Source organism: Bacteroides xylanisolvens XB1A (genome assembly GCF_000210075.1).
GTDB classification, from domain to species: Bacteria; Bacteroidota; Bacteroidia; order Bacteroidales; family Bacteroidaceae; genus Bacteroides; species Bacteroides xylanisolvens.
Window position 1 is genome coordinate 5,290,456 of record NC_021017.1, and the last position, 14,766, is coordinate 5,305,221.

Annotated in this window: 13 protein-coding genes; all 13 read right to left on the reverse strand. The window is 33.7% G+C overall.

Going from position 1 to position 14,766, the window contains the following annotated elements:
• Window positions 1–152: 152 nt before the first annotated feature.
• Window positions 153–1,316 (reverse strand): non-hydrolyzing UDP-N-acetylglucosamine 2-epimerase, encoded by a 1,164-nt coding sequence (wecB, locus tag BXY_RS20690; RefSeq protein WP_015532866.1) that lies wholly within the window; start codon window positions 1,314–1,316, stop codon window positions 153–155.
• A 19-nt stretch (window positions 1,317–1,335) separates the two neighbouring features.
• Window positions 1,336–2,139 (reverse strand): glycosyltransferase, encoded by an 804-nt coding sequence (locus tag BXY_RS20695; RefSeq protein WP_208946880.1) that lies wholly within the window; start codon window positions 2,137–2,139, stop codon window positions 1,336–1,338.
• Between the two features lie 22 nt (window positions 2,140–2,161).
• Window positions 2,162–2,485, reverse strand: a complete 324-nt coding sequence (locus BXY_RS20700) for a glycosyltransferase family protein (RefSeq protein WP_208946881.1) — start codon at window positions 2,483–2,485, stop codon at window positions 2,162–2,164.
• A gap of 22 nt (window positions 2,486–2,507) precedes the next feature.
• Window positions 2,508–3,332, reverse strand: a complete 825-nt coding sequence (locus BXY_RS20705) for an alpha-1,2-fucosyltransferase (protein ID WP_015532869.1) — start codon at window positions 3,330–3,332, stop codon at window positions 2,508–2,510.
• Window positions 3,333–4,526 (reverse strand): glycosyltransferase family 4 protein, encoded by a 1,194-nt coding sequence (locus BXY_RS20710; protein WP_015532870.1) that lies wholly within the window; start codon window positions 4,524–4,526, stop codon window positions 3,333–3,335. It abuts the gene before it with no gap.
• Window positions 4,527–4,534: 8 nt separating this feature from the next.
• Window positions 4,535–5,623 (reverse strand): EpsG family protein, encoded by a 1,089-nt coding sequence (locus BXY_RS20715; RefSeq protein ID WP_015532871.1) that lies wholly within the window; start codon window positions 5,621–5,623, stop codon window positions 4,535–4,537.
• A complete protein-coding gene (locus BXY_RS20720) occupies window positions 5,620–6,552 on the reverse strand; it encodes a glycosyltransferase family 2 protein (protein ID WP_015532872.1) in 933 nt (310 codons plus the stop codon). Before BXY_RS20720 ends, BXY_RS20715 begins: the two co-directional genes overlap by 4 nt.
• A 110-nt stretch (window positions 6,553–6,662) precedes the next feature.
• Window positions 6,663–7,652 carry a polysaccharide pyruvyl transferase family protein gene (locus tag BXY_RS20725; RefSeq protein WP_015532873.1) on the reverse strand — a complete coding sequence of 330 codons (990 nt, stop codon included), beginning with the start codon at window positions 7,650–7,652 and terminating at the stop codon, window positions 6,663–6,665.
• 238 nt (window positions 7,653–7,890) lie between these two features.
• Window positions 7,891–9,069: a glycosyltransferase family 4 protein gene (locus BXY_RS20730; protein ID WP_015532874.1), complete on the reverse strand. Its 1,179-nt coding sequence runs from the start codon at window positions 9,067–9,069 to the stop codon at window positions 7,891–7,893.
• Between the two features lie 16 nt (window positions 9,070–9,085).
• Complete coding sequence (locus BXY_RS20735; RefSeq protein WP_015532875.1) at window positions 9,086–10,831, reverse strand: thiamine pyrophosphate-binding protein; 1,746 nt, start codon at window positions 10,829–10,831, stop codon at window positions 9,086–9,088.
• Between the two features lie 25 nt (window positions 10,832–10,856).
• The gene (locus tag BXY_RS20740) at window positions 10,857–12,395 is read right to left on the reverse strand and encodes an MATE family efflux transporter (RefSeq protein ID WP_015532876.1); all 1,539 of its coding nucleotides are present in this window, start codon (window positions 12,393–12,395) and stop codon (window positions 10,857–10,859) included.
• Between the two features lie 121 nt (window positions 12,396–12,516).
• Entirely contained in the window at window positions 12,517–13,290 is a 774-nt protein-coding gene (locus BXY_RS20745; RefSeq protein WP_015532878.1) for an SDR family NAD(P)-dependent oxidoreductase, read from the reverse strand.
• Window positions 13,291–13,964: 674 nt separating this feature from the next.
• Window positions 13,965–14,766 (reverse strand): exopolysaccharide biosynthesis polyprenyl glycosylphosphotransferase (locus BXY_RS20750; RefSeq protein ID WP_208946882.1); only part of this gene is annotated, 802 nt, incomplete at its 5' end.

Genomic DNA, 14,766 nt, shown 5'->3' on the forward strand with positions numbered 1-14,766 from the left:
ATTATATCTGCCACTTTCTCCTTCCGCCCTCATTATAATTTCAGCATTCAATGACAATAACAGCTTCTTTTTATCGACCGTATAATCTATCAATTCCTCCATATCCTGAAATGGATATACGTTTACATTTCTAATTTTTACTGGAACAACTTTCATTTCATTTGTTTTCTAAGAAAATCCACAATGCGCTCACAAGCTTTACCATCGCCATAAGGATTAACTGCCTTACTCATTTGCTCATAATGAGTTTTGTTATCAAGCAATTCAGAAACTTCTGCCACTATCTTATCATAATTAGTTCCTACTAATTTTACAGTTCCCGCCTCCAATGCTTCCGGACGTTCCGTTGTATCACGCATAACCAAAACAGGTTTTCCCAAACCAGGAGCTTCTTCTTGAATGCCCCCGCTATCGGTAAGAATAATAGTGGAATTCTCCATCAAATAGACAAATAAAAGATACTCCAAAGGTTCTATAAAGAACATATTTCCCAAGTCAGTCAGATTTTCACCAAAAACCTCATGAATTGGTTTACGAACATTAGGATTCAAGTGCATTGGGTAGACAAAATCTACATCAGGATACTTCATCGTTAATGCTTTTACAGCCTGGCACATTGAAAGAAATCCATCACCAAAATTTTCACGCCGATGTCCTGTTATAAGAACCAACTTCTTACCGTTGATTAAACGATCCATATTATAACCGTTCCTCCTTAAAGCATTTTTTAAAGCAGCCTCCAACTCATCATCATTTTTTATCTTATCCACCACTATATGAAGTGCATCGATTACAGTATTACCCGTAATTGCTATTTTTTCTTCCGACACACCTTCATTTAATAAATTCTGTTTGCTCAATGACGTCGGAGCAAAATGACAACTAGCAATACGTCCAGTAATCAACCGATTCATTTCTTCCGGCCATGGACTGTAAATATTATGAGTACGCAACCCAGCCTCTACATGTCCTACCGGGATCTGTTGATAAAAAGCAGCCAATGCAGCAGCTGTGGAAGTTGTGGTGTCACCGTGTACCAATACCAAATCTGGCTGAACGGCCTTAAGTACATCACGCATACCTGTCAAAACACGAGCTGTCACATCATATAAGTCCTGCCCTTGCTTCATAATATTCAAATCATAATCCGACTGGATATCAAATATTTGAAGAACCTGGTCCAACATTTCGCGATGTTGCCCCGTTACACATACTATAGTTTCAAATTCATCAGAAAGCAGTTGAAACTCCTTAACTAAAGGAGCCATTTTTATAGCTTCGGGACGCGTCCCGAAGACTAACATTACTTTTTTCATATATGACACAATTACATTATTAGACAAACAATTTATACCAACTATCAGAAACTACATCTAAAGAATACTGATTACTCATTTGCTTTGCCGCTTTAGCCATTAATTTTAACCGAACATTGTCACACATTAACAGACTCATTCTTTCCGCCATATTTTCTGCATCAAATTCATCTTTCTGCGGCTCGATTATTATTCCATTCACATCATCTTTTACAATATCATATACAGCTGAATAACTACCATAGACACAGGGAACTACCCCCCAAGCCATACCCTCTGGAATGACAAGTGGAAATCCCTCATATTCAGAAGTAAGAATCAATAACGAAGCGTACTTATAATACTCCAATGGATTTTTAAATCCTTCAAAAACAATACGTTTCAATCCTAATTGAAAACTTTGTTCTTCAAGTTTGCTTTTTTCCTCACCATCCCCTATAATAATTAATTTCCAATCAGGATATTTTTTTTCCAAAAGTTTCCATACTTCAATAACTCGATATACCCTTTTTTGATTATAATCAATACGACCGACATAAATAATCTCTTTCCTTTTATAGGATAGAATTTTCTCATATTCTTCAATATATGGGATCGTAATGGGATTTGTTATTACAACTAGTTTAGTAGCTTTCTTAACTCTAGTAAAAGAAAGAAATTCTCTTATATAACTATCTGAAAGCAATATGTATTTATCACTCTTTTGATAAACATACCACATACTATAGCTAGTGACATAATAAGTCAGAACCTTTTTCATACATAAGATCAAGGCACAGAACTTATTATTTGTTTCTGACATAGCAATTTCTATATCTTTCAAGCGCCCATTCGTTTTCGGAGAATTATGATGAACTGAAAATATTTTTTAAAGATAAGCCTTTTGATGCCTTCTTCAATACATAGATCGGAACATATGGTAACCCCCATTGATTTATTACTATATCTATTTTTTCTTCAATAAGAATATTGCGCAATTGGTCAATATTCTTTTTTGACGTATTGAATCCAGATAATAAGTAATAAATTATCCTAGAGTCTTTTCTACACAAAATCTCATTAGAGGGTTCTATAAAGCTAACAATGGAAACCCTACAGCCATTATCCAAAAATCTAGAAGCCAAAACATTGGTGACCATCTCTACTCCACCAAGACTATAGTACTTCATCAAAAAAAGAATGTTCATAGTATTATTCTGATGTTAGACCAATCCAATCAACAGGAAAAATATTAGGATAATAATTTGCATTTATCCATTTCTTTGGATAAATCACAATAGGGTTATTTTTATTAAGATATGCACCCCAATAACTAAAAGTACTATTTGCTATTATATTGGCCTTCGCATGAGTCATTAAATACAAATCGATATAGCTATCCTTGCCTGTATTCCAATCAACATATACTGTATCGTTTGGAATAGATAAATGAGATTTACACCATTCTATATCATCTGAAAACACAAAAAAATGAGAGGCTGAAAATCGTCCCTTTATTAGTTCAATTGCTTTTTGATAATAACCAAGAGTAGCAATGTTAGCCAATATATCACAATATTTAGACGACAAAAAATCACCTCTTCTTACATGGATAACGATAGACTGGACCGAAAGCATTAGATTTATAAGATTTTGATTCTTTGCATTTAAATTTATTGGTCTAAAACTAATCCAATCATTACGATTCTCATAAAAAGATAAATCTGATTTAAACGCATTAAATACTATTGCATCCCAATTCACATTGGTACTATGCAAACTACACAGACGTGTTTTAGGGAACATTTTTTTATAAAAAAATACCAAGACAATAAAAAATTTCGCTTTTAAAGAGGTTGGTGGAAATTTCACATTGAATATTTCTTCTATCTCAAATCCACCAATATGTTCACGAAATTTAAAATTAGGATAAACACCATAAATTCGCTCCTTAGGAAATCTATCTTTTAAAGCTAAATAAAAAGTATATTCAAAAATTTGATTTCCTAAGCCCCCTCCGAAATATAAGACCTTCATTTAATTTACTATTTCGTTAAAAAAATCTTCATATTGATTACATATAAAATTCCAATCATATAAAAAGGATTCATCGGCTCCTAGCAATTGTGGAGAAAGATTGTCATAATACTGATTATCACACATTATCTTATTAATGGCAGCAGCTAATTCTTCCTTATTTGCAGATTCTATCAATATTCCATTCTTTCCAGTCCTAATCACTTCAGGAAAAGCACCTACATTTGAAGCAATAACAGGTTTGCTAAATATAGATGCAACTTGTGGTATACCGGACTGAGAAGCAGATAAATATGGACAGACGACAGACTTACAAGATGAAATTAAATCAACAAATTCTTGGTTTGTTATATATTTATTTTTTAATATAAAGTGTTTATTTGCTTTCAGTTTAGGTAATATTGGATCATACCCTTTACCAGCAACAACAATCTTAAAATTAAGTATTCTTTCCTTTTCCAGCAATTCACAAGCATCATATAAAATCGATAAACCTTTATATGGTAATATGTACCCTATAAACAAAAGAAAATTATCACTTATTTCCGGATTATAGCCCATTTGACGATATTCCTGAAATGTTTCAAACATCCCAAAACGAATAAGTTTTAGAAAAGAAGTATTACCCAGCTTTCTACTAAAAGTAGATATATCATTAAAAGATTTCAATGAATGCACAATAATAGGTATGCCATTTTTCAAAGCAAATGAAGCCGCGACATTAGCATCAGCTTTCGCCTCTGCATGGTTTTTCATTACTTCATGTAATGAATAAAACAACTTTTGGTCCAGCAGATATTTGCCTATAAGTTCCATTGGATGTGTATGTCCTACTAAATTTATTAAATCATATTTCTCCTTTTTAATCCTATCACACAAACCATATATAGTATTATGATCTATTTTTCCGATGATTTTATTCAGAATAGTATTTCCAAGATTCTGTCGTTTCCTCACTAATACAACAGTATATATCAGAATTTCATCATCAACAAAATATTGATTTACAAAAGAAGATTTAACTGTATGTATCCCTGGTCTTAAATAACTACAATCAAAATCAATACCTTCGAGAGAAGAAGTCCCCGGATCAACCAAATAAAAGCAAGTCACGATATGTCCACGTTTTCGTAAATGTTTTGCTAAAGGTAATGTACTTCCTGAAAATCCATAAGCTATTATTGCTATCTTCATAACTTCTATTAAAATATAGTTTTATATGGCAAATATTCAGTTGAAAATACCCCTGTTAGCATTTTAAAGAAATAGTAAAACATCAGTAAAATAAATACAAGATAGGACACATACTTATATTTACTATATTTTAGCTCCCCAAATGAAACAGCATATAAAATAGCCGTATATGGCCTAAAGAATAATTCTAAACGCATAAGATCTCGCATTGTCTGCATAAAAATATTCCTAATCATTTCCATTGCCAAAAAGCCATGAAATGAATAACTCAATAATTTCCCCCTATCATTATAATACTTTTTCACCATAAAATATAAAAGAAACATAAGGCTTAACATGATACTCATTGTTCCTCTGGATGAAAAATCTTCATCAATTGATGATACAGTCTGAGAATACGAATTCAATCTAATAGAAATAAGAGGTCCCAACAAATTTAAATTTAAAACAGACCCAATAATAGACGGAAGCCAATTCCCGAGACTAAAGGATAAAATATAAAGTCCTCCAATTAGCCATTTTCCTACTTTTGAAGGATTAATAAAATAGAATGGTAACAACAACAGAGCAGATATATGAATGGTAGCTCCTATCAAAATAGGAAAACAATATTTTATAAACCTTCGTTTAATGAGAAATGGTATGGCATAAGAAGATATCCCCATTGCTAAAGCCTGCCTGCTGGGAAAAATAACTCCCAAAGATATCACTAGATATATAAAACTAATCAAGGGATAACTTGTGAATTTAAAAGAAATACGTGCCAGACAATACAATATAAGAAAACTAAACACAAAAAGGAAACATGAATAATTGCCTCCTACAGATTTTACAAGCGCATTTAGTAGTACATAGCCTGGCTCTATAGGTTCAGCCATCCCTCTTGTAAAAGTGAATATATTACTTAAATCAGATCCTTGGAAAACATCATAAAAATTATCCCAATCAGTCCCACAATTCCATCGTATTCCCCAAAAGACAGTTAATATACAGACCCACAACCAAACTATTTTCCTTTTAGTATTCTCACTAGTCCGATCAAAGTCGAAAATTGATGATAAAATGAAAGGAATATAAATTATGCAATAAGGAATCATTTGAATATACAAATAAGGAGTAAATGAATTGATTCTATAAAAGTGAGCCTATATTTCTTATATTTCTTAAGTATAAAAAATAGATTGTGGATTTTATGTCCCTTTACCCCATTAGATAGTTCTTGTAAAAGCTTAGAATGCATCTGTGAAGGTAAATTTTGTTGTATTAGTTGACAGATAATACATTCTTGTTTATTAGCCTTATCTATCTTGCTGATTCTATTTTCAATCCATTTTTCCTTTTGCAACATAGCTTCTGCCTTCAACATCCAATTACCAGTTGTAGATATATTATAGGGATTGGTTCTATAATAAAATAGAATTTCATTGATATGTACTATACCATTGTTAGTTGCTGCTTCGAATGCAGTTACATCATCTGAATTCCAGGCAAGAGGAAATTTCACAAAACCATTCATATTTTTTAAGAAGCTTGTTCGATACACAAAGTCCGAAATAAATTGAATCCTTCTATCTTTCATGCGGTGATAAATATTATCAAGCATACTTTCCCATTCAGGCCATCCTTCTGATAAATCAATTATATTCGATTGTTGGTCAATAATTGCAGTTCTGCAATGAAACACATTAACCTGTGGATATTTCTCTATATATTTAGCAAATTGTTCTAAGTATAATGGTGATACTTTATCATCATCACCCATTAAAAGAAAGTACTCCCCTTTTGCATATTGCAGACAGCGATTCCAGTTATCGACAACATTTTCTGCCCCTATATTTGTTTCATTTTTGTAATACTGAATACGAATATCTTGATTGTTTTCTACTATTTGGAACAAGTTATCTGGCGAAGCGTCATCCACAATAATAATTTCAAAATCGGAATAAGTTTGTTGCAACAAACTATTTAAACACTCATTAAAGAAGACTCCTTTGTAAGCTGGAATAGCAATTGAAAATTTCACCATTAACCTTAAGTAAATTAAAAATTAAAACTTCGTTATCATACATTTATATTTTACCTGTATAACATTCACGATAGTCTGTAGCTACATTTCATTTTGATTATCTTTCTTCTTCAAAGTTGATTAACAAAATAACTGAAGCATTTATTTGAAATGGCTTTTGCTAATGCTTGCACTTTTGAATCAGATTTTATATTGTTCAGTTTCTCTTTAAAGAGAACTAAAAATTCATTTGTTTTTTTCTCACTATCCAATGCAAATGTAATGTCTAACATACATTCTGTCTTTCCTAAAGTTTCCAACAAACCGGATATTTTATGTTCGTAACTGAGTGCTACAAATGGGACATTATTATTTATGGCAAATACTACAGAGTGATAACGGGCACCCACCAAGCATGACGCCCCTTGAATGATAGTCTGTTGGATATCACTACTATACTGATCAGAGATAACCGTTATAGGATAGTCTTTTTTCATGGCTTTTATCTCATTGAACAAATGAATATCATCTCCCTCATAGTTTCCGTAATTGAAAGTTTGAGGAAGCATAATAATTTCATGATCTGGATAATGTGCTCCAATAACATCCGTCATCCGTGAATAAAAAGACAATACCATTTCTTTTGAAATTCTTCCTTTATAAGCATAATGCCAAATTAATAAGTTAGGAACGAATACTATATATTTTTTCCCTTCTAAAATTTGTTGAATTTCTTTTGGAAGAATAACTTTAGGAGCATCCAAGAAAGCAGAATCTACCGTAGAAACATAACCTAATCCCAACTCTTGAGCTAATTTTTCTGTTTTACTGTCACGAATAGACAGAAACGAAAAATAATGCAACATCTCCAAACTTAATTTTTTGAAATCACGATTAGATTTGGTAGTTATGGGGAAGGGACCAAACGATCTACCATAATAAGCCAAAGGTTTTCGAGCATATTTAGCCAACTGAAGATAAAAAAGGTGATTCCAATCCTGAAAGCCTCCCATACAAATGCCACCAGGAGCACATATTATTAAATCTGCTTTTTTGTAGACTTGCAAAATATGTACGATTGTTGGATGCAACTTCCATAACCACTTTACTTTATAAATCATTCCCCAACAACTGCATTTTCCAAACCCTTTGAAAGCCCTTAAGTTCAAATATTGTACATTAGACAGATTGACATTAAACTGTTTGATAGAATCTTTATTCGCTTGTACAAAAAAGTACTTCTATTCTGCAATCTGGTATTGAGTTGCAAATAGAACGGACAAGAGCTTTGTGAGCAGATTCATCCCCTCTGTTATTCAATGGTTGATTAATTATTACAATTTTCATTTCAGGACTTACTTACATCATTTTGGATAATACTTTTTTGCTCAATATATTACTATAAGACAGTTCGTTAAATGACAATCTTTTGTCTGGATCAATATCTTGTTTCTCCTCAATTATATCAGTTAGTACTTTCGATAGATATAACGCATCTTCTTGAGGCAGTTTGCAGCCAAATTGCCAGTTGTTAGAAACAATAGATGCACCACCTACATCTGTGGATACAATATAGCACCCCAAAGCAGCTGCTTGACTTAATACATTAGCAAAACCTTCAGAACGTGAGGTTAATAAAAAGACTCTAGATTTCACATAATATTCAAACAATCTTTTGGGATCATATTCAGGACCGATAAAGATGACTTTCTCCTTTAAAGAGGGATTGTCCTTGAAATACTGTTTTACATATTCTGCATATTTTGAAGTTCCTTTTGTAATAAAGCTATCAGTCATAGGACCCACCAACACTATTTTCCAATCTTTTAAGTCTGTAATTTTAGCCGCATCTAATATCATATCTGTATTTTTTTCATAGTTCCCTATTCTCCCCACATAGAGTATAATATTTTCCTTTTTATTATATGGAATCTCTTTTAGACTAAGATTATGAAATAATTCATCATCTATTCCAGGATAACAATGTACCAAACATTTCCATCCATTCTTTTTAAATAAAGGGATACAAGTCTCATAAGCATATTGGTTCGCTACAGAAAACACATCACATTTTTTGAAGAACTGATTACGGAACAGAATATCAATCTTCTTTTTTAGCCAATGGTGAGAATAAATAAATTCATTTTCTTTGCTATTAATAGCATCTTGTGAATTCAAATCACTCATAACCACTACTTTTCCTTTAGGATTTAATAATTTATAAAGAATTGTAATCAGCATAACCTGGCGGCTTTTATGTATCAGAAATATACTGCCGATAGATCGTGCAGGCAAGACTATATGATGTATCATATCGAAAAATTGTTGGAATGCAGTAGGAACCTTTGAGTGTAATTGTATGAACTTCATACCACGATGTTCATTAGGAACAGGTAATTCTCCTATATTATAACCATAATAAAAAGTACCTGACATATCCAATAACTTAGCAAGATAAAGAGGAAGTAATACTCCATCTTTAGTAAACCCTATTATTTGCGTATGACTGAAATAAGCAACAAATCGTTTCTGTTTCATACTATTTATCAGAAAATTACTTAATAACTTCTTTTATTAGATTGACCACCTTGTCACCTAAGATTTTTTTTATGCTTTGCTTTATTATTGTTTTAGCACCGGGGACTTCAATATTCCAGATTTGCTTTAAAGCCTCATTTTCATTATCAACTTGAGTAAATATCTCAAATATCATAGGTTTTTCAGTCAATTCCGGAGTGATGAATCGCTCATAACATTGAATAAATTCCTGTTTAGAAGAGGCTGATAAGTATTCATATCCTAAATTTTCCGCATAGTGTTTCACCAAAACTGGTGATTGATTTCCGAAATGATTACCTGCTGATAAATACCAGTCTATATTATTAACATACACTGAATTAAGCTGTTTGAATAAATGAAATTCAGCACCAAGCGAATTATTAATCAGGAGAATACGGAAATTACATTGTATATGCCTGTTCCCTAACACGTTCATATCATAAAAGAATGACAGGTCGCCAACAACTCCAAAGAATAATTTGTCAGGGCATGCAAGAGAAGCACCCAACAAGGATGACATATTCCCATCAATTCCAAATCCTCCTTCGTTACAATAGACCTCAATAGACTTATCCAATGGGAAATAGCCCCATGAACGGAGCGGACTTAAGATACCTAGATGTAAGGTACATCCCTTCGGAAGTTTATCATACAGCTTTGATGCAACATAAAGGTGTGAAAAAGGCAACTGCGGTAGATTACTTAATATGCGTTTTTGAGCAGAAAGACAGGATTGCAAATAACTATCACTTTCTGGTCCGTTTTCTCTTAAAGCATTATAATGTTGAAAAAAGTAGGATTCCGGCATTTCAAATACATGCGAAAGAGCATGATACCGATCTTGAATCTTTCCATCAGGGCTTATACGCCAAACTTGTTTAGGATTTTCTATAATACTGCAAAAGTCACTCATTTCTCCAACATGAATAAGGAGATCTGGAGAACGGTTAGGGTCAGATGAAGATTGTGAAGCATTCAAAGCATAATCTAATCGGTAATGACCATGAAAATTAGAAGCTGGATCATTGAATACCACAGCATTATATAGAGCACAAAATTTATCAATGAGTTCTGTTTCCGCTTCAGTCCAACGCAAATGTGTACCAATATAGAGTGCAATCTTACCGTTTACCGATAATTCAGGGAAAGAATCAAACGGCATTACACGACTTATTTTATTAACTTCAGGTAGCGATTTTATCGCAAATTTTTTGCTATACCGAGTAGTCAAATTGATATGAACAGGACCATATCCTCGATGGCTTAGCTCAAGAATTGCCATGTTAGCCTTTAGCATCACATTCCATTGGTCATCATCATCTTTCACAGTCTGAAGATGTACGCTCATTTTTACCGTATCCGCAGGTTGGATAGAACGGTCAATTACCTGAGGAATGAGTTGACCTATCTTTGATTCTTCCTGTGTAGATGTTACAGCAAGAATAGGCAATTTTCTATAGTAAGCTTCAGTCAATGCAGGAAAATAATTACGTGATGCAGTGGCACCGGTACAACTCAACACAACAGGTTGCATAATTTCTGCCGCCAAACCGCAAGCCATATAAGCCGCCGATCGTTCATCTACACAAGAATATATTTCAAAGAAAGAATCCTGTTGAACACTCCCCACAAATGTAACATTAGTCGAACCTGGTGATGCTACAATATGCTTAATACCATGTTTTTTAAGCAGAGCAATCAAGATTTGAACGTTACGTTCATCAGTATAAAATTGTTCCATATTTTTATATTAGTACATATAACTTTTACTTTTTATATAAACGCAGTATTACCTTTTCCTTAATAAAATACCTCTCGTTGGAGGTTAATCCTAAACAATATACAGCTATACTTGTAGAAATAAATGAAATAAACACTACTACAACAAGCCGAATAATACTTTGCTCCATGTACACAAAAAAGAACAAAGGTAGAATGATAGATACTCCCACCACGCTCACAATCTTCGGACATATTTCACAAAGAAATTCTTTAATTGAAAACTTCACCAATGAACAAAGCATATACATACGAACTATTTGTGAGATTAATTCAAGAAAAAAATGAACTACGAATACACTATATGCAGGAAACCCCATTTTTAACACCCCCCAGGAACAAGGTAATACTGCCAAAAGAATACATCCGCAAACCATGCTATGTTTCTTAACTTTTCCTGTAGCTTGTATAGCTGCCGACATAGGATTGGAGAAAGTCCACAACAATGAAGTACACAACATGATACGCAAAAAAACGACCGTATCGTTGGGCACATTTTTCAGCCAAATGGATAAAACTTCTCCTGCTTCAAGAATTACCGGAAAGGTGAGCATAAACAGTAAAAAAAAAGAAAACCGTGTACTTCTGTATATAAGTCGGTTCATTGACTCAAGATCTCCCTGTGCATAAGTTTTTGTAATCTGTGGGTTTAAAGCCGTTTGAAAATTTCCGCAAAATTGAAATACCGCCATTTGCACCTGAACCGCTATGCCACGAGCCGCATTAACTATTGGCCCAAAGAACATATTCAACAAAACATTAACACCCTGAGTATGCATTACTGAAGCAAAGTGCCCAACAAAGCTCCAGCCCGCAAAACTAAATATTTCTTTCATTAAATTCCTCTCATACCGATGTTTGTACTTCGCCTCTTTAATATGTCGGTTACAATAAATACTATAACATAAACGTATCAGCAATTGAACTAACATAATTAGTAGAGAATACGTTATTAATCTATCACAATTTATCATCGGAAGAAGGATAACAATTATTAGTTTTAATGCAACTTCCAGCACCGAAATATAAGCGAAAGCAGACATTCTTTCATGAGCAATGACAGCCGCATTATAAGGTACAGACATGATAGAGATGACAGCAGTAATAATACTACACTGGTACACCCATATTGATGCTGTCAGCCGATTGACAGGAATCTGCATTTTGTTAAGCAGAAACCATAGCCCTATTGTTTCTGCCAAAAGAATAATACATAAAGACAATAGTACATGTATTTGTATTGTAGTGCTAAATACAGACTGAAACCTTGAAAAATTACCTTTCCCCAACTCAAAAGTCAAGTATCGCTGAGTCGCACTAGACATGGCCCCATTCAAAAAAGAGAGCATAATTACAATTCCTCCTACTACATTATAGATTCCATAATCTGAGATACCTAATGTGGCTAATACTATACGACTAGTATAAAGTGAAACCACCATTATAAAAAGCATCCGTATATAGAGCAAGAGAGTATTCTTCGCTATCCTTTTATTATTTTCCCGGTTTATTGACATCTGTTTCATATAACTATTACCGCCAAAAGTATATGAGTTTAAAATTCATAGTTTACATCATCTAACGTTATCAGTCCAGAACCACCTGTCATATAAATAATATCTCCTACGATACTGCGTCCCATATTGCTTACCAAAAAACAGCCATATTAGCTATCTCTTCGGGCATGGCACATCGTCCTATTGGATTTTTGAATGCAATATCTGTATTACTTTCTTTAAAAATCATACGGGTTGCCGTTGGTCCAGGCGCAATACCGTTAACAATAATACCGTAGGGAGTTAAAATTTTCGCCAATCCTAATGTCAGGCCCCTTATCCCCCATTTTGTGATTGTATAAGCAGACGCCGCAGGACGTAGACTTGAAGAAGATGCAATATTTAGAATATTTCCTTCAATGTGTTGTTCCTTGTAATAGTGTCCTATCATTTGAGATAAAAAGAATACACCCTTAAGATTGGTATTGACAATATTGTCATATTCTGTTTCTGTGGTATCTCTAATATCTCCGCCCAGTACTCCTGCGTTATTTACCAATATATCTATTTGATTAATATCTTTCCAACGAAGCATTTCCTCTAATTTTTCTTTGAAAATAGGTACATCACAATTATTCATTTGAATACCGTGAACTATATAATTTTGATGTATGCTTTTCAACAGTGAGCAGGCATGTTGGATACGATCTTTATCACGCCCCGTTATGATTACTTTTGCTCCTGCTTCAAGATAAGACTTGGCTATTTCAAAGCCAATACCCGAAGTAGCTCCCGTGATCAATGCAGTACGCCCCTTCAGCATTTCATTTGGGGCAAGTTTTGTGATATTGGCTATTACATGGCGTTCAGGTATACCATGTAATAAAAAAACAAAAGCACGTTTTAAGTATTTTTTTATTGACATTTCAAATAATACAAGCAGTTACTTTAAATCCAGAAGAGTTCTATTATAGAAAAAACAACAATAACTCCCATCTTTATACTTCTTAATCATTATTTAACAGCACGTTTTTCACCTCATCCACATACCAATTATAATACGCTCTAGAGACATACCAAAAGGGCAATCAAATATTTCAAATCAATTGATACCATAAAGGATAATCTTGTGTTTATCATAACGCACGCTTTTTTAGACAGAAAAGCGAGCGTGCCACCCTCATAGAAAATTAAGATATTCTTTTTTTAATCAATTGAAATAAATGATACTTACCAAACACATATCTGTAACATAATCAATATACAAAAGTCTGATATCCTCATTAAATGCTAATATCCAACCTCTATCTTTTCGACAAGAAACTTCAGCACGGAAAAGCAAATATTCTGAAAATGAATAGTCTACACAAACTCAACCAGAATAATCGAAGCATTACAATATTTCTGGTAGTATACAAAATAAGCAATTGAATACTTACAGTACATCCAATGCAGTCCGACTGGTATAAAGTTGTACTGTCATGATGAACAGCATTCGTGTATAAAGTAAAAAATTGTTCTTAGCTATCCGTTTACCATAATCAAAGGGTAGTAGACATTAATTCACTCTGTATGGAGTTAAGAGTTATTTTTTATTTTTCAGTACGCATTTTTTTCTCCCGAGACTACATTCGCCACAGTCTTATAAATGATATAGATATCAAGCAGCATTGTCCAATGTTCCATATACCAAATATCAGCCTTTACACGTTCCTCCATCTGTGAAAGTTCCCTCGTTTCACCACGAAAGCCATGAGTTTGAGCCCAACCGGTTACTCCAGGTTTTATAAAGTGCCGCACCATATACTTATCAATCAAACGGGCATAAGTCTCCGTATGAGCCAACATGTGTGGACGGGGACCAACTATCGACATATCACCCTTAAAGACATTGATAAACTGGGGAAGTTCGTCTATATTAGAACGACGAAGAAAGTTCCCAAAACGAGTTTTTCGGGGATCATCAGCCGTAGCCTGTTTACTATCGGCTTCATCATTCACTTTCATAGAACGGAATTTGTAACACACAAAATCCACACCATTCAAACCCGTACGCATTTGTTTAAAGAACACAGGACCGGGAGAGGTCAACTTTATGATACTTCCAACTATGAGATAAACAAAAGGAAAAATAGTAACTAGAAAAAGGCCGGAGAAAACAATATCAAATATCCGCTTCAATATACGATTCTCCATCTTACCCAAAGGCTCATAACGCAGATTCAAAATAGGCATATTGCCAACCATACTGTGCCAGATACGACGAGGAAAACCTTTACAGACATTAGGAACACCATGAAAATAAAGCAAATGGTTTTCACAATGATTCATGATAGAAAAATTATAACGTCCCTCCTCCATCGACAGAGAACAAAAAACATGCTTGATTCCCGGGTGTGCG